The following is a 17175-nucleotide window of genomic DNA, read 5'->3' on the forward strand; positions in this document are numbered from 1 at the left end:
GGCCGATTGTACCTACGTTAACGTGCGGTTTGGAACGTTCAAATTTTTCTTTAGCCATTTTGCTATACCTTAAAGTTATCAAAGGTAAGGGTTAACCCCTTACCAGAAATCCTAGCCCACACGAGCCTGACATATTGCGTCCGCAACAGTTTTTGGAGCTTCATTATATTGCTTGAACTCCATGGAGTAAGAAGCACGACCTTGAGTAGCACTTCTTAAGTCGGTTGCATAGCCGAACATTTCAGCTAGCGGAACCAAAGCATTTACCAGCTTCATGCCGGCTGGGCCTTCGTCCATACCCTCGATAATGCCGCGACGACGATTCATATCGCCTACAACATCACCCATATTTTCTTCTGGCGTTGTCACTTCAACCTGCATCATCGGCTCAAGCAATACTGGGTTTGCATCGAGTGCACCCTGCCTGAAGCCCATGGAAGCGGCAACTTTAAATGCCATTTCGTTTGAATCGACATCATGGAAAGAACCATCAAACAAGGTGACCTTAACGTCCAGCATAGGGAAACCCGCTAAGACACCATTATTCATTTGTTCCTGACAGCCTTTTTCGACAGCGCCCCAATATTCTCTTGGCACGGCACCACCAACAATTTCGCTTTCAAACTGGAAACCTTCGCCTTCAGCGATTGGTTCCAGCTTCAGCCAAACGTGACCAAACTGACCACGTCCGCCAGACTGACGAACAAACTTGCCTTCCACTTCGACAGATTTACGAATTGTTTCACGATATGAAACCTGAGGTTTACCGACATTACAGTCAACTTTAAACTCACGCTTCATGCGATCAACAATAATATCCAAATGCAATTCACCCATCCCGGATATAATCGTTTGAGCGGTTTCTTCATCGGTTTCAACACGAAACGACGGATCTTCAGCCGCCAATTTCCCTAAAGCAATACCCATCTTTTCCTGGTCTGCTTTGGTTCTTGGCTCAACCGCGACCGAAATTACCGGCTCTGGGAATTCCATGCGCTCCAGTGTAATAATATGATGAGGATCGCAAAGGGTGTCACCTGTTGTTACGTCTTTAAGACCGATTAGCGCGGCAATATCACCTGCGCGTACTTCTTTAATTTCTTCACGGTTATTCGAGTGCATTTGAACAATACGTCCAATACGCTCTTTCTTCGATTTAACCGGGTTATAGACCGCATCACCAGAATTCACGATACCACTGTATACGCGGATAAAGGTCAACGTCCCAACAAATGGGTCTGTTGCGATTTTAAATGCCAAAGATGCAAACGGCGCACTATCGTCCGCTTCACGAGTTCCCTCGGTTTCATCTTTGTCATTGTTTATACCTTTAATGGCTTCAACTTCAGTCGGTGATGGCATATATTCGATGACACCATCGAGTACCGCCTGAACGCCTTTGTTTTTAAACGCCGAGCCACAGGTACAAAGAATAATTTCATTGTTTAGTGTACGAGCACGCAAGCCGGATTTAATCTCGGCTTCTGACAAATCCCCTTCTTCTAGGTATTTATTCATTAACTCGTCATTGGCTTCAGCAGCGGACTCTACAAGATGCTCACGCCATTCTTCAGCCAAATCCTGCATGTCTGCAGGGATTTCTTCGTAGTTAAATGTCATCCCCTGGTCTTCTTCTGTCCAGTTGATGGCTTTCATTTTTACGAGATCAACAACGCCAGTGAAGTTTTCCTCTGCACCAATCGCTAATTGCATTGGTACAGGGTTTGCGCCCAGACGATTTTTCATCTGTTCAATGACGTTTAAAAAGTTTGCCCCTGCACGGTCCATCTTATTGACGAAGACCATACGAGGTACAGAATATTTTTCCATCTGCCGCCAAACGGTTTCCGTTTGCGGTTGCACTCCGGAAGATGCACATAGCACGAGTACGGCACCATCTAAGACACGTAAAGAACGCTCTACCTCGATGGTAAAGTCAACGTGACCTGGTGTATCGATGATATTAATACGGTGATCCGAAAACTGACCTTCCATGCCTTTCCAAAAACACGTTGTAGCAGCAGAAGTGATAGTAATACCACGTTCCTGTTCCTGCTCCATCCAGTCCATGGTCGCGGCACCGTCATGCACTTCACCGATTTTATGAGATAAACCAGTGTAAAACAGTACACGCTCAGTGGTTGTGGTTTTACCAGCATCTACGTGCGCACAAATACCGATATTACGGTAGCGCTCAATAGGAGTTGTACGAGCCACAATAGTATCCTCTTCCCAAGGTTTGGTACCTTAGATTGCAGAAAAAGGGTAGCCACTAATGTGACTACCCTAATGTTATTACCAGCGGTAATGTGCGAACGCTTTGTTCGCTTCAGCCATACGGTGAACGTCTTCACGTTTCTTAACCGCAGAACCTTTACTGTCAGACGCATCTAGCATTTCATTTGCCAGGCGCTGAGCCATTGATTTTTCACCACGTTTACGAGCAGCTTCAACTAACCAACGCATAGCTAGCGCGTTACGACGAACTGGACGAACTTCAACTGGAACCTGATAAGTAGAACCACCAACACGGCGAGATTTAACTTCCACTTGTGGGCGGATGTTATCTAGCGCTAGTTCGAATAGCTCTAAATGTTCTTTGTCAGAATGCTTCTCAGATAAGATGTCTAGTGCACCGTATACGATTTTTTCAGCTGTAGATTTTTTACCATCAACCATTAGGATGTTGATGAATTTTGCAAGTAGTTCAGATTTGAACTTAGGATCAGGTAGAATTTTACGCTGACCTACAACACGTCTTCTTGGCATTTTTCAATACTCCGATAAAATTTCAGGAATTTCCCAAAACAAATTGTTGTTTCTAAATGTTTGGCCTTACTTGACGGAGTTCCGTTAAGATTTAGGGCGCTTAGCACCGTACTTAGAACGGCCTTGTCGTCTATCGTTTACACCAGAACAATCTAGTGCGCCACGAACGGTGTGATAACGCACACCAGGTAGATCTTTTACACGACCACCGCGAATTAGGATTACGCTGTGCTCTTGTAGGTTGTGACCTTCACCACCGATGTAAGATGTAACTTCGAAACCGTTAGTTAAACGAACACGAGCTACTTTACGTAGTGCTGAGTTAGGTTTTTTAGGCGTAGTAGTATATACGCGAGTACATACGCCACGACGTTGCGGGCAAGCTTGTAACGCTGGAACGTTACTTTTTGTTACCTGCTTGACACGTGGTTTACGTACCAATTGGTTAATAGTTGCCATTAAAGGGCTCCTGATTAGTTAAAACATGTGCATATCCACAGTTATTTTCTGCTTATTATGCACGCTTATAAACGTGAAAAACCGCGACCCTAAGCATAGGGTCGCGGAATTCTATAGGTCAAGCTTTAACCTGTCAAGTCACAGAGACGATCTCTGCGATCTTTTTACAAATTATGCGTCACCTAAACCTTCCGGTGCATCACCAGAAAGGTCAGCATTAAGCGCATCCGTTAATGCTTGCTCTGCGTCCATGGCTGAAACTGTTGTTTCTTCAACCACTGGGGTATTACGGTTGTTTTGACGCTCTTTGTGATACGCATAACCGGTACCAGCTGGAATCAAACGACCAACAATAACGTTCTCTTTCAAGCCACGCAGACCGTCTTTCTTACCAGCGACTGCCGCTTCCGTAAGAACACGAGTCGTTTCCTGGAACGAAGCCGCAGAAATGAATGACTCAGTTGCAAGAGACGCTTTAGTAATACCTAGCATCAGAATCTGATACGTCGCAGGTTGCTTACCTTGTGCTTCAAGCTCACGATTAGCCACTCGGACCCGAGAAACTTCAGCTTGCTCACCTTTAAGGAAGTCAGAATCACCGGCATCCATGATTTCACACTTACGAATCATCTGACGAACGATAACTTCGATGTGCTTATCATTGATTTTTACACCTTGCAGACGATAAACATCCTGTACTTCGTTAACGATATAATTAGCAACGTGTTCAACACCACGTAATCGTAAGATATCGTGCGGAGACTCAGGACCGTCGGCAATAACTTCACCTTTAAGAACCTGCTCACCTTCGAACACGTTAAGCTGACGCCACTTAGGAATCATCTCTTCGTACACTTCACCACTTGGTTGAGTGATTAGAAGACGACGCTTGCCTTTAGTTTCTTTACCGAAACCAATAACACCGGTAACTTCCGCAAGAATCGCTGGCTCTTTCGGCTTACGAGCTTCAAATAAATCAGCAACACGTGGCAGACCACCTGTAATATCGCGAGTCTTCGAACTCTCCTGAGGAATACGCGCTAGCGCATCACCGATATTAACTTCAACACCATCTTCCAGGTTTACGATAGCGTTACCAGGTAAGAAGTATTGTGCAGGTATCTCAGTACCGGCGATCATTACGTCATTGCCTTTTGGATCTACCAATTTAACCATTGGGCGCATTTCTTTACCCGCAGAGCTACGTTGTGCCGGATCGGTGATAACGATACTGGACAAACCGGTCAAATCATCTGTTTGACGGGTCATGGTTACAGATTCGATTAAATCAACAAATTTAATCTTACCCGCTACTTCAGTGATGATTGGGTGAGTATGCGGGTCCCAGTTAGCGATGGTTTCACCAGCTTCGATGGCTTGACCATCTGCTTTGTTCAATACCGCACCGTAAGGTACCTTATAACGCTCTTTCTCACGACCTAGCTCATCAATAACTGTAAGCTCTGAAGAACGAGAGGTGATTACCAACTTGCCTTCGGAATTCGTTACAAACTTAGCACTTTGAAGTTTCAACGTACCTGTGTTTTTAACTTGTACGCTGTTTTCTGCTGATGCACGAGATGCGGCACCACCAATGTGGAACGTACGCATGGTAAGCTGAGTACCTGGCTCACCAATTGATTGAGCGGCGACAACACCGATGGCTTCACCTTCATTGATAAGATGACCACGTGCAAGGTCACGACCGTAACACTGGGCACAGATACCAAAGTCAGTTTCACAAGTAATGATTGAGCGAACCCAAACCTGATCCACGGAATGTTCTTCTAACGTGTCACATTTCTGCTCGTCAAGAAGCGTGTTGCGTGCAAATAGCACTTCTTCGCTACCAGGAATCAATACATCCTGAGCTACAACTCGACCTAGAACACGTTCACGAAGAGGCTCTACAACGTCACCACCTTCAATAAGCGGGGTCATTAATAGGCCTTTTTCAGTACCACAATCGTTTTCAGTAACAACCAAATCCTGTGCTACGTCAACCAAACGACGAGTCAAATAACCCGAGTTAGCGGTTTTCAATGCAGTATCGGCCAAACCTTTACGCGCACCGTGAGTCGAGATGAAGTACTGAAGTACGTTCAAACCTTCACGGAAGTTCGCAGTGATTGGCGTTTCGATGATGGAACCGTCTGGTTTTGCCATCAAGCCACGCATACCTGCTAGCTGACGAATCTGTGCGGCACTACCACGAGCACCAGAATCTGCCATCATGAAGATTGAGTTGAAAGAATCTTGCTCTTCCATTTCACCGTCACGGTTAAGTACAGACTCTTTTGATAAGTTTTCCATCATTGCTTTGGAAACTTTTTCGTTCGCAGACGACCAGATATCGATAACTTTGTTGTATTTCTCACCCGCAGTTACAAGACCAGATTCAAACTGTTGCTGAATCTCAGTAACTTCATCTTCAGCCGCATCAATGATGGTGTATTTCTCATCTGGAATTACCATATCATCAATACCAACAGAGGCACCGGCGATCATCGCGTAATGGAAGCCTGTGTACATGATATGGTCAGCAAAGATAACGGTTTCTTTCAAACCAAGATTACGATACGCATGGTTAATCAGGTTAGAGATATGTTTTTTACCTAACGTCTGATTGATGATGTCATAAGGCATACCTTTAGGACAAACCATCCACAAAATTGCACGACCAACGGTAGTGTCAATCAGTTTGGTTTCAGGAACCAGGTTCCCTTCTTCATCTTTTTTATGTTCGGTAATACGGATCTTAACGCGAGCGTGTAATTCTGCCATTTCCGTGCGGTAAGCTTTCTCGGCTTCTTTCGGAGAGGCAAATACCATGCCTTCACCTTTACCGTTTACACGGTCACGGGTCAGATAATAAAGACCTAATACAACGTCCTGCGAAGGTACGATAATTGGGTCACCATTCGCCGGAGACAATACGTTGTTGGTAGACATCATTAGCGCACGAGCTTCTAACTGAGCTTCAAGCGTTAACGGTACGTGTACCGCCATTTGGTCACCATCGAAGTCAGCATTATACGCCGCACAAACAAGTGGGTGTAAGTGAATCGCTTTACCTTCAATAAGGACTGGTTCAAAGGCCTGGATACCTAGTCTGTGAAGTGTTGGTGCACGGTTAAGCATAACCGGGTGTTCACGGATGACTTCATCAAGTACATCCCATACTTCACCACCTTCGCGCTCAACTAATTTCTTAGCGGCTTTGATGGTTGTTGCTAAACCACGGGCTTCTAGCTTGCCGTAGATAAACGGCTTGAATAGCTCTAGTGCCATCTTCTTCGGAAGACCACACTGGTGCAAACGAAGCGTTGGACCAACGGTAATTACAGAACGACCTGAGTAGTCAACACGCTTACCAAGCAAGTTCTGACGGAAACGACCTTGTTTACCCTTGATCATATCAGCAAGAGATTTAAGAGGGCGCTTGTTAGAACCGGTGATTGCACGACCACGACGACCGTTATCTAATAACGCATCAACAGATTCCTGTAACATACGCTTTTCGTTACGTACGATGATATCTGGTGCAACCAGGTCTAAAAGACGCTTCAAACGGTTGTTACGGTTGATAACACGACGATATAAATCGTTCAAATCAGACGTTGCAAATCGACCGCCATCCAATGGAACTAGTGGACGAAGATCCGGTGGAAGGATCGGTAAAACCGACATGATCATCCACTCTGGTTTATTACCAGACTGAGCAAACGCTTCCATTAATTTCAAACGCTTAGTGATTTTTTTACGCTTAGTTTCACTACCGGTTTCTGGTAGTTCTTCACGCATTTTCGCAATATCACCTTCAAGGTCGATATCTTTAAGCAAAGCAAGTACCGCTTCGGCACCCATTTTGGCATCAAATTCATCGCCATGCTCTTCTAACGAGTCCAAATACTCTTCTTCAGTAAGGATCTGGCCACGCTCTAACGTTGTCATACCGGCTTCGGTAACAACATAAGATTCGAAATAAAGCACACGTTCAATATCGCGTAAGGTCATATCAAGCAGTAAACCAATACGAGAAGGTAATGATTTAAGGAACCAGATATGAGCAACCGGACTTGCTAATTCGATATGACCCATACGGTCACGACGAACTTTCGTCAGGGTTACTTCAACGCCACATTTTTCACAAATAACACCACGGTGCTTAAGGCGTTTGTACTTACCACACAAACACTCATAGTCTTTCACCGGGCCGAAAATACGCGCACAGAACAGACCATCACGTTCTGGCTTAAAAGTACGATAGTTGATGGTTTCTGGCTTTTTAACTTCACCGAAAGACCATGAACGAATCATGTCTGGTGACGCTAGACCAATTCGAATACCATCGAATTCTTCTGTTTGATTTTGTTGCTTAAGAAACTTAAGTAAATCTTTCACACTCTGTCTCCTGTCGGAGTTAACATCGGGAGAGGGTTGCCCCTCTCCATGTAGTAACTTTACTGAATTAACTCAGTGCCCGGTTATTCCTGATCCAATTCGATGTTGATACCTAACGAACGGATTTCCTTCAACAATACGTTGAATGACTCAGGCATACCTGGTTCCATACGATGATCACCATCAACAAGGTTTTTGTACATCTTAGTACGACCGTTAACGTCATCAGACTTAACCGTAAGCATTTCCTGTAGGGTGTAGGCAGCACCATATGCTTCAAGTGCCCATACCTCCATCTCACCGAAACGCTGACCACCGAACTGAGCTTTACCACCCAGCGGCTGTTGAGTAACCAATGAATAGGAACCTGTTGAACGAGCATGCATTTTGTCATCAACCAAGTGGTTAAGTTTCAGCATGTACATATAACCAACGGTTACAGGACGTTCAAATTCACGACCAGTTCGACCATCAATCAGGGTGAACTGACCACTTTCAGGCATATCCGCTAAGCGGAATAAGTCTTTAATTTCTTTCTCAGCTGCACCATCAAATGCTGGTGTTGCAATAGGAAGACCCGCACGAAGGTTATCCGCCAAACGCATGATTTCATCGTCGGAGAAGGTGTCTAAGTCAACTTCCTGACGAGATTCACCAACGCTGTATACGTCTTTCAGGAATTCGCGCATTTTCGCAACTTCCTGCTGAGCTTTAACCATACGGTCAATCTTCTCACCGATACCACGTGCAGCCATACCTAAATGAGTCTCTAGGATCTGACCGATGTTCATACGTGATGGTACACCTAGCGGGTTAAGCACGATATCTACCGGCTCACCATTTTGGTCATAAGGCATATCTTCGATTGGTACAATCGATGAGATAACACCTTTGTTACCGTGACGACCTGCCATCTTATCACCAGGCTGCAACTGACGCTTAACCGCAAGATACACTTTAACAACCTTAAGAACACCAGGTTGCAAATCATCACCTTGAGTGATTTTGCGACGCTTCGCTTCAAACTTCTTATCAAAGTCTTCTTTAATGGCATCGTACTGTTCAGCAATTTGCTCTAAATCAGTTTGCTGTGCTTCGTCAGAAAGAACTTGCGTTAACCACTTGTCGCGAGACATAGACGTTAAGTCAGACTCGTTCATACCAGCCGATAGCAATAGCTTCTTAGCACGTGCATAAATACCATCTTCAAGAATGCTGAACTCATCGCCAAGATCTTTCTTAACCTGCTTAAGTTGCATTTCTTCAATTTCAAGTGCACGGGCATCTTTCTCAACACCGTCACGTGTAAAGATTTGCACATCGATAACGGTACCAGAAACTGAGTTAGGTACACGTAATGAGCTGTCTTTAACGTCTGCAGCTTTCTCACCGAAGATAGCACGTAGTAGCTTCTCTTCCGGCGTTAACTGAGTTTCGCCTTTCGGAGTTACTTTACCTACCAGGATGTCGCCACCGTTAACTTCAGCACCGATATATACAACACCAGATTCATCAAGTTTTGATAGGGCAGACTCACCAACATTCGGGATATCTGAAGTGATTTCTTCAGAACCTAGCTTGGTATCACGAGCGATACAGCTTAATTCCTGGATGTGGATAGTGGTAAAGCGGTCTTCTTTTGTTACACGCTCGGAAATCAACATCGAATCCTCGAAGTTGTAACCATTCCAAGGCATAAATGCGATGCGCATGTTCTGACCAAGAGCAAGTTCACCTAGGTCAGTTGAAGGACCATCAGCGAGCACGTCACCACGTTGTACCGGGTCACCGATGTGACAAGTAGGACGTTGGTTAATACAGGTGTTCTGGTTAGAACGCGTGTATTTCGTCAGATTGTAAATATCGATACCAGCTTCGCCTGGTACCATTTCGTTTTCGTTAACACGAACAACGATACGAGAAGCATCAACGTAGTCTACTACACCACCACGCTTAGCAACGGCTGTTACACCAGAGTCAACGGCGATGGTTTTTTCCATACCCGTACCAACGAGAGGCTTATCCGCCTTCAATGTTGGAACGGCCTGACGTTGCATGTTCGCACCCATCAAGGCACGGTTTGCATCATCGTGCTCTAGGAATGGGATAAGTGATGCAGCCACAGAGATAATCTGTTGTGGCGAAACGTCCATGAACTGAACCTGATCAGACGACATCAACGTTGATTCATTCTTGTGACGACAAGGAACCAGACCTTCGACTAATTTCTTATCAGCATCAACTTCAGCGTTTGCCTGAGCAACAACATAGTTACCTTCTTCAATTGCTGACAAATACTCAATATCGTCAGTAACAACACCATCCACAACTTTACGATAAGGTGTTTCCAGGAAACCGTAATCATTGGTACGTGCATAACAGGACAATGAGTTGATCAAACCGATGTTTGGACCTTCCGGCGTTTCGATTGGACAAACACGACCATAGTGAGTCGGATGTACGTCACGAACTTCAAAACCAGCACGTTCACGCGTCAAACCACCCGGGCCTAATGCAGAGATACGACGCTTATGCGTTACCTCAGAAAGCGGGTTATTCTGATCCATAAACTGAGACAACTGCGAAGAACCGAAGAACTCTTTCACAGCGGCAGAAATCGGCTTAGCATTGATTAGGTCTTGCGGCATAACCGCATCCAGATCACCAAGGCTTAAACGTTCACGAACAGCACGTTCGACACGAACCAGACCCACGCGGAATTGGTTTTCAGCCATTTCACCAACACTACGGATACGACGGTTACCTAAGTGATCGATATCATCAACTTCACCCTTACCATCACGGATAGCAATCAGGGTTTTCATCACGTCGATGATGTCGTCGTTTGACAATACGCCTGCGCCGGTGCTTTCACTGCGACCAACACGGCGGTTAAATTTCATGCGACCAACCGTTGATAAATCATAACGTTCTTCAGAGAAGAACAAATTATCAAACAATGCTTCTGCAGCATCTTTTGTTGGTGGCTCACCCGGGCGCATCATACGATAGATTTCAACTAACGCTTCTAAGCGGTTAGTACTACCATCGATTCGCAGGGTATCTGACATGTATGAACCACAATCGAATTCATTCATGTAAAGCGTTTCAAAAGACTTGTAGCCAGCTTCAGTCAGCTCAGCCAAAAGTTCCAGGGTAATCTCGGCATTTGCTTCGGCAACCACTTCACCGGTAGATTTATTTACGTATGGCTTAGCCAATACGCGACCTACGATGTAGTCAGCCGGAACTTCTAATGTTTCAACATTTTCTTTTGCCAGGGCACGGATGTGACGCGCAGTAATACGACGACCTTGTTCAACAAGCACGTCGCCATTTGGCATCTTAATGTCAAAGATTGCGGTTTCACCGCGCAAGCGATCTGGAATCAGTTCCATGATCAACTTATTCTTTTTCAAATCGAAACGTGTTGTTTCGTAAAACATTGCCAGAATTTCTTCTGTCGTGAACTCAAGTGCACGAAGAATAATAGATGCTGGTAATTTACGACGACGGTCGATTCGAACAAAAAGATTATCTTTTGGATCGAATTCAAAGTCTAACCATGAACCACGGTAAGGAATAACGCGGGCGTTATATAACACTTTACCTGAAGAATGGGTTTTACCTTTATCGTGATCAAAGAAAACACCAGGAGAACGATGTAATTGTGAAACAATAACACGCTCTGTACCGTTAATTACAAAGGTACCATTTTCCGTCATCAATGGGATTTCACCCATGTAGACTTCTTGCTCTTTGATATCTTTAACTGTACCTGCAGCGGCTTCTTTATCATAAATTACCATACGTAATTTAACACGCAGAGCTGCAGAATAGGTTAAACCACGGATTTGACACTCTTTAACGTCAAATAGCGGCTCGCCTAAACGATAACTAACATATTGTAATTCTGAATTACCAGAATAACTTTTAATGGGGAATACAGAACGGAATGCGGCTTCTAAGCCATGTTCACCCGTTGGATCGATATCAATAAACTTACGGAAAGATTCGAGTTGGATAGACAACAGGAATGGATAGTCCATTACCTGAGCGCTCTTACCAAAGTCCTTTCTAATTCGTTTCTTCTCAGAATAAGAGTAAACCATGGGGTTCCTCAGCTTGCTGGTTATGGCCGAATCTGTCTTTGCAGACAGGAGTAAAACTAAATCCTGATCCATTTTCTAGGATCCAAGATTTAATAATGCACTGTTTTGGTTTAAAAAAAAACCATATTCTTTAGCGCAAAAAGGCCGGTGACGTTTAAATCACCAGCCATTGCCTTGTTAGGCAGTAAATCTGTAATAATACAGATTACTTGATAGCAACCGTGGCACCGGCTTCTTCAAGATCTTTCTTAAGTGCTTCAGCTTCAGCTTTCTCAACACCTTCTTTAAGAGCTTTAGGAGCTGACTCAACAACTTCTTTAGCTTCTTTAAGACCAAGACCTGTCGCACCACGAACAGCTTTGATTACAGCAACTTTGTTGCCACCGAAGCTTTCTAGGATTACGTCAAATTCAGTTTGCTCAGCAGCAGCGCCACCAGCATCAGCAGCAACAGCTACAGCTGCAGCAGCAGAAACACCGAACTTCTCTTCCATTGCTTCAATTAGTTCAACAACTTCCATTACAGACATTTCTGCAACAGCGTTTAAGATATCGTCTTTAGATACAGACATTGTAATCTTTCCTATTTTGATAAACAGCCCACTGGCTGTTTGAAATAACTATATAATACAAACAAACAGCGTAAATTAGGCTGCTTCTTGCTCTTTCTGATCGCGAACTGCAGCAATAGTGCGGACAAGTTTGCCTGCAGATGCTTCTTTCATAGCGCTCATTAAACGTGCGATGGCTTCGTCGTATGTAGGTAGCTTAGCTAGTAATGCTACGTCAACAACTTCACCTTCATAAGCAGCTGCTTTTAATTCAAAAACTTCGTTTTCTTTAGCGAAGTCAGAGAATAGACGCGCAGCAGCACCTGGGTGCTCGCTTGAAAATGCGATTAGTGAAGGACCAACGAAAGTGTCTTTAAGACATTCGAATGATGTACCTTCTACTGCACGACGTGCAAGGGTGTTACGAACAACTTTCATCCATACACCGTTTTCACGTGCTTGCTTACGCAAAGCAGTAATCGCTTCAACTGTGATACCACGGGAATCCGCGATTACAGCTGACTGAGCGCCATTGGCAGCTTCTTGAACTTCAGCAACAATTGCTTTTTTGTCATCAAGATTGATAGCCATTGGCTTTAACTCCTGGTTCCACCGGTATAAAACCGGTATTTAAAACTCCCGAGTCGGTTTGCTTCGCTCAACACAAAGCTTCGCCATCCCGGGCCATTACGGCGAGAGCCAGAAATTTTAGGAAAAAATCTGGGTAATCACCATCTACGTAGGAAATTAAGCGGTCAATCCACATACATGAATATTTAACGCACCTACGGTCTTGGACGGGAGCTCAATATAAAAAATGAGCACCTACCAAAATCAGAGGGGCGAGATTATAGACTAATATCACCCCTATGTAAACGTTAAAAACGTATTAGCTTTCAGTCAATGAACCTTGAGCGATAGCTACACCAGCACCCATGGTTGTTGAAAGGCTGATCTTCTTGAAATAAGCACCTTTTGCTTGAGCTGGCTTAGCTTTTTTAAGCGCGGCAAGCAAAGCAACAAGGTTTTCTTCCAAGTGAGCGTTTTCAAAGTCAACTTTACCGATAGTAGAATGGATAATACCATTCTTGTCGTTACGGTAACGAACCTGACCAGCTTTTGCATTTTTTACTGCAGTCGCTACGTCTGGTGTTACAGTACCAACTTTAGGGTTAGGCATAAGACCACGAGGACCTAGAACCTGACCTAGTTGACCAACAACACGCATTGCATCAGGAGTCGCGATAACAACGTCAAAGTTCATTTCGCCTTTTTTCACCTGTTCAGCAAGATCTTCCATACCAACGATGTCAGCACCAGCTTCTTTTGCAACGTCTACGTTTGCGCCTTGGGTAAATACTGCAACACGAACGTCACGGCCAGTACCATTTGGAAGAACGGTAGCACCACGAACGTTTTGATCAGATTTACGAGCGTCGATGCCAAGTTTAACGGCAACATCAACACTTTCTTTGAAGTTAGCTGTCGCCAACTCTTTCAACAAAGCTAAAGCTTCATTGATTTCGTATTCTTTTAATACGTCTACTTTTTCACGGATTAGACGAGCACGTTTTGATAATTTAGCCATTGATTAATCCTCTACCACTAAACCCATTGAACGAGCTGAACCCGCGATTGTACGTACCGCAGCATCCATATCCGCTGCAGTTAAATCTGGCTCTTTAGTCTTAACGATTTCTTCAAGTTGAGCGCGGGTAACCGTACCAACTTTTTCAGTGTTAGGACGACCAGAACCACTCTTGATACCAGCAGCCTTTTTCAATAGGAAAGAAGCCGGTGGAGTTTTTGTTTCAAAAGTGAAAGAACGATCGCTATACACAGTAATAACTACTGGAACTGGAGCGCCTTTTTCAAGAGAATCTGTTTTTGCGTTAAATGCTTTACAGAATTCCATGATGTTTACACCGTGTTGACCAAGAGCTGGACCAACTGGCGGTGAAGGGTTAGCTGCACCAGCAGCAACCTGTAGCTTGATTAAAGCTTGGACTTTTTTAGCCATGATTTAATACCTTTAGTATGGGTACAAGCGCTATTAAATAAATAGCTCCCCGTTGAAATAAGGATTTTATTTGATGTGCCTAGCAAGCCTCAAATAAAATCGGCAGCGGATTATATATTAATCAGAGGAATAGGATCAAGGGATGCGTTTAAAAAAACAGCAAAATCGGTCAACTATTTAAATTGGCAGGACACCAAGGATACCGACTAAAAGAATCCAGGTACCTAGGAATATCTTCAAACGCATGCCACCAAGTGCCTGCGCGATAAAACGGGCAATAAAGCCTCCAATCATTGCACCGGGGGCGGCAAATAACAGTACTTCTGTTACCACCAATCCCTGTAAAGCGAAATCGGCAATACCGGCGATCACTGTTATGGCTGATACCATGACGCCCACGGCAACCGAATACATTACAGAAAAGCCGAGCAACAATAGCATTACCGCAATTATCTCGCCGACACCGACACTGATCCAAGCGGTTATGATGCCACCGAAAAAACTTGCGACACTGAGTAAGGCAATATTAGCCCAACTAAATGATTGCTCGATATGGCGAACCTTATCTCCAATCATCGCTACCTGGCCGAGAACTAAAACACCAAACACTAAAGAAAAAATGCTGAAAATTAGCTTCACATCACCAATAGGAGGTAACGGTAGATACTGAACTAACCACATCCCCGCGACAGATGCCGGTGCACAAATAAGTAACGCTCGAATCACCAATGATAAAGACTCAGGTGCCGTTGAACTCGGCAATGCAGCCGCAGTGGGTTTTGCTTTGTGCGAAAACCAATACAACCAGGTTAAACTGCCCACCGTCATACCAAAACATTGAATGGCGACACTTGTGGCAATGACCTGATCGATATCCATCCCCAACGCGGTAAAACTTGGCACGAAAACGATACCACCACCGGCACCGGTTGAGTTCGCGGCTATCGCACCGCCAATGCCGAGAAAAAGAAAACCATAGTATTGCGCTATCGTTTGCAGTGGGTCAGCAAAGGTTTGCAGACACCAAAGCCAAAGACAAAACACAGAAAGTCCAGTCACTGACCATTTAAGCCAACGATTTTTACGTTCACTTACCAGCAATTCAGAATTGGATGGGTTAAAGGAAGATACAGACATTTTCAGCGCATATGATTTTTTGCCCAAATTACCCCACTCCTGGCCTCTGAGCAAGCGTGAATATCATATTAAAGGCGAATTTAAACACGGGAAGTTAATCTCCCTGAAAGCAAAAAACCGGCAAAATGCCGGTTTTTTTAAATCAAGATACTGACGTTAGCCTTTTTCTACCTGGCTAAATTCAAGTTCAACAGGCGTAGCACGTCCGAAGATTGAAACAGATACCTTGATACGGCTCTTTTCATAATCCAGTTCTTCAACAACACCGTTAAAGTCCGCAAATGGACCGTCAATAACACGGACCACTTCACCGGGTTCAAACAATGTCTTAGGTCTTGGTTTATCTGTAGAATCTTCAAGACGTTGCAAAATTCTGTCAGCTTCTGCCTGGCTTATTGGTGCTGGACGATCACTCGTTCCACCGATAAACCCAAGAACGCGAGGCACACTTTTCACTAAGTGCCATGCTTCTTCATCCATCGCCATTTCTACTAAAACATAGCCAGGGAAAAATTTACGGGCACTTTTACGCTTTTGACCAGCGCGCATTTCCACGACTTCTTCCGTTGGTACCAAAATTTGCCCAAACTTGTCTTGCAAGCCATGGATTTCGATATGTTCTTGTAAGGTCTTTTGCACACGGGCTTCATAACCAGAAAAGGCCTGAACCACGTACCATCTTAATTTAATATCTTCAGACATAGATTAAACCTGCAGAGAAGTAATAAAGTTGACGATTGCAAACAATGCAGTATCCAGACCCCAAAGAACCAGAGCCATAAACAATGTTGCAACGATTACAATACCTGTTGTTTGTAATGCTTCTTGACGTGTTGGCCATACAACTTTACGTACTTCAGTGCGAGATTCTTTCGCAAACGCAATGCCGTTCCGGCCTTTTTCCGTTTGCGATGCAATCAATCCAGCAACTACAACGGCAACTACCGCAGCAACTGCACGGATAAGCACTGATACTTCACCATACATATAATTAGCAACAACGATGCCCGCTAAAATAAGGAATACTAAAACCCATTTAACAACATCTAGAGAACCTGATTGGTTTTCTGTACTAGCATTCATAACTTTGACCTGTTCCCGTCATTCAGATAAAAGTCCCGACACCTGTCATGGACTTGAAAATTGGCAGGGGTGGAGAGACTCGAACTCCCAACCGTCGGTTTTGGAGACCGCCGTTCTACCAATTGGAACTACACCCCTTCAAAAGAGGGACATTATAAAGGCGTTAATTTAAAATTGCGATTACTAGTTGCGCAAAAAACTAAAAAAACTCCTTTACCTGCGTAACTATTAACATTGAAGTTACAGATAAGTCAAAAAATGATCCCTTTGAAAAAGTTGAAATGTTTAATTGTTAATCACTCTTAAGTTGTAAAATAACGATCTTGGGTTTTGGTTAGGATTTTTAAAATGGGTTTGGGGAAATATTTTGGTTTTAGATGTGATTTAGGGAATTGTGGGAGGAAATAAAGGTAAGTATAGAGAGAAAGTCGAAAGCGAAAATATGGGGATAATAAAATCACCAAGTGATTATACGATAATTCAGAGCATTATCGAAAATTCTAAAAAATGTACATCGGCACATTTTTCTTAACGAATTTTTCATCACGGAACACCGCTCGGTGCTTAGTCTGTTGGTGCACATACAAAAAGAGCAGCCATTGGCTGCTCTTTTTTGATTTGGTGGTTAAAAAATCAATCGA

Annotated in this window: 12 protein-coding genes and 1 tRNA gene; all 13 read right to left on the minus strand. The window is 44.0% G+C overall.

Translation table 11 applies throughout. The features are described 5' to 3' along the window. Positions 1–111: 111 nt before the first annotated feature. The 13 genes from fusA to ACHUFQ_RS15800 all read right to left on the minus strand — a co-directional run bounded on the left by fusA (position 112) and on the right by ACHUFQ_RS15800 (position 16672). Positions 112–2217 (minus strand): elongation factor G, encoded by a 2106-nt coding sequence (fusA, locus tag ACHUFQ_RS15740; protein ID WP_394176805.1) that lies wholly within the window; start codon positions 2215–2217, stop codon positions 112–114. 78 nt (positions 2218–2295) lie between these two features. Then, positions 2296–2769: a 30S ribosomal protein S7 gene (rpsG, locus tag ACHUFQ_RS15745; RefSeq protein WP_394176806.1), complete on the minus strand. Its 474-nt coding sequence runs from the start codon at positions 2767–2769 to the stop codon at positions 2296–2298. A gap of 84 nt (positions 2770–2853) precedes the next feature. Continuing rightward, complete coding sequence (gene rpsL / locus ACHUFQ_RS15750) at positions 2854–3228, minus strand: 30S ribosomal protein S12 (protein ID WP_033078695.1); 375 nt, start codon at positions 3226–3228, stop codon at positions 2854–2856. A 171-nt stretch (positions 3229–3399) separates the two neighbouring features. Then, entirely contained in the window at positions 3400–7632 is a 4233-nt protein-coding gene (gene rpoC / locus ACHUFQ_RS15755; protein WP_394176807.1) for a DNA-directed RNA polymerase subunit beta', read from the minus strand. Between the two features lie 83 nt (positions 7633–7715). Beyond that, positions 7716–11744: a DNA-directed RNA polymerase subunit beta gene (rpoB, locus tag ACHUFQ_RS15760; protein WP_394176808.1), complete on the minus strand. Its 4029-nt coding sequence runs from the start codon at positions 11742–11744 to the stop codon at positions 7716–7718. A 205-nt stretch (positions 11745–11949) separates the two neighbouring features. Next, positions 11950–12315, minus strand: coding sequence for a 50S ribosomal protein L7/L12 (gene rplL, locus ACHUFQ_RS15765; protein ID WP_394176809.1), 366 nt, complete (start codon positions 12313–12315; stop codon positions 11950–11952). Positions 12316–12390: 75 nt separating this feature from the next. Further along, positions 12391–12885 (minus strand): 50S ribosomal protein L10, encoded by a 495-nt coding sequence (gene rplJ / locus ACHUFQ_RS15770; protein ID WP_394176810.1) that lies wholly within the window; start codon positions 12883–12885, stop codon positions 12391–12393. A 298-nt stretch (positions 12886–13183) separates the two neighbouring features. Then, positions 13184–13882: a 50S ribosomal protein L1 gene (gene rplA / locus ACHUFQ_RS15775; RefSeq protein WP_394176811.1), complete on the minus strand. Its 699-nt coding sequence runs from the start codon at positions 13880–13882 to the stop codon at positions 13184–13186. A gap of 3 nt (positions 13883–13885) precedes the next feature. Next, entirely contained in the window at positions 13886–14314 is a 429-nt protein-coding gene (gene rplK / locus ACHUFQ_RS15780; RefSeq protein WP_394176812.1) for a 50S ribosomal protein L11, read from the minus strand. A 177-nt stretch (positions 14315–14491) separates the two neighbouring features. Next, the gene (locus tag ACHUFQ_RS15785) at positions 14492–15478 is read right to left on the minus strand and encodes a sulfite exporter TauE/SafE family protein (protein WP_394176813.1); all 987 of its coding nucleotides are present in this window, start codon (positions 15476–15478) and stop codon (positions 14492–14494) included. A 129-nt stretch (positions 15479–15607) separates the two neighbouring features. Next, positions 15608–16153 (minus strand): transcription termination/antitermination protein NusG, encoded by a 546-nt coding sequence (nusG, locus tag ACHUFQ_RS15790; protein ID WP_394176814.1) that lies wholly within the window; start codon positions 16151–16153, stop codon positions 15608–15610. Positions 16154–16156: 3 nt separating this feature from the next. Then, entirely contained in the window at positions 16157–16534 is a 378-nt protein-coding gene (gene secE, locus ACHUFQ_RS15795; RefSeq protein ID WP_394176815.1) for a preprotein translocase subunit SecE, read from the minus strand. Between the two features lie 61 nt (positions 16535–16595). Continuing rightward, a tRNA-Trp gene (locus ACHUFQ_RS15800) sits at positions 16596–16672 on the minus strand. Positions 16673–17175: the final 503 nt, after the last annotated feature.

The organism is Thalassotalea litorea (assembly GCF_043642205.1).
In the GTDB taxonomy this organism is placed as follows: Bacteria; Pseudomonadota; Gammaproteobacteria; order Enterobacterales; family Alteromonadaceae; genus Thalassotalea_A; species Thalassotalea_A litorea.

What these genes read in the sequence shown, in the direction of transcription:
- rplK (WP_394176812.1), bottom strand. Translation starts at nt 14,314, where the DNA reads ATGGCTAAAAAAGTCCAAGCTTTAATCAAGCTACAGGTTGCTGCTGGT.
- nusG (WP_394176814.1), bottom strand. Translation starts at nt 16,153, where the DNA reads ATGTCTGAAGATATTAAATTAAGATGGTACGTGGTTCAGGCCTTTTCT.
- rpsL (WP_033078695.1), bottom strand. Translation starts at nt 3,228, where the DNA reads ATGGCAACTATTAACCAATTGGTACGTAAACCACGTGTCAAGCAGGTA.
- rpsG (WP_394176806.1), bottom strand. Translation starts at nt 2,769, where the DNA reads ATGCCAAGAAGACGTGTTGTAGGTCAGCGTAAAATTCTACCTGATCCT.
- rplL (WP_394176809.1), bottom strand. Translation starts at nt 12,315, where the DNA reads ATGTCTGTATCTAAAGACGATATCTTAAACGCTGTTGCAGAAATGTCT.
- rplA (WP_394176811.1), bottom strand. Translation starts at nt 13,882, where the DNA reads ATGGCTAAATTATCAAAACGTGCTCGTCTAATCCGTGAAAAAGTAGAC.
- rplJ (WP_394176810.1), bottom strand. Translation starts at nt 12,885, where the DNA reads ATGGCTATCAATCTTGATGACAAAAAAGCAATTGTTGCTGAAGTTCAA.
- rpoB (WP_394176808.1), bottom strand. Translation starts at nt 11,744, where the DNA reads ATGGTTTACTCTTATTCTGAGAAGAAACGAATTAGAAAGGACTTTGGT.
- secE (WP_394176815.1), bottom strand. Translation starts at nt 16,534, where the DNA reads ATGAATGCTAGTACAGAAAACCAATCAGGTTCTCTAGATGTTGTTAAA.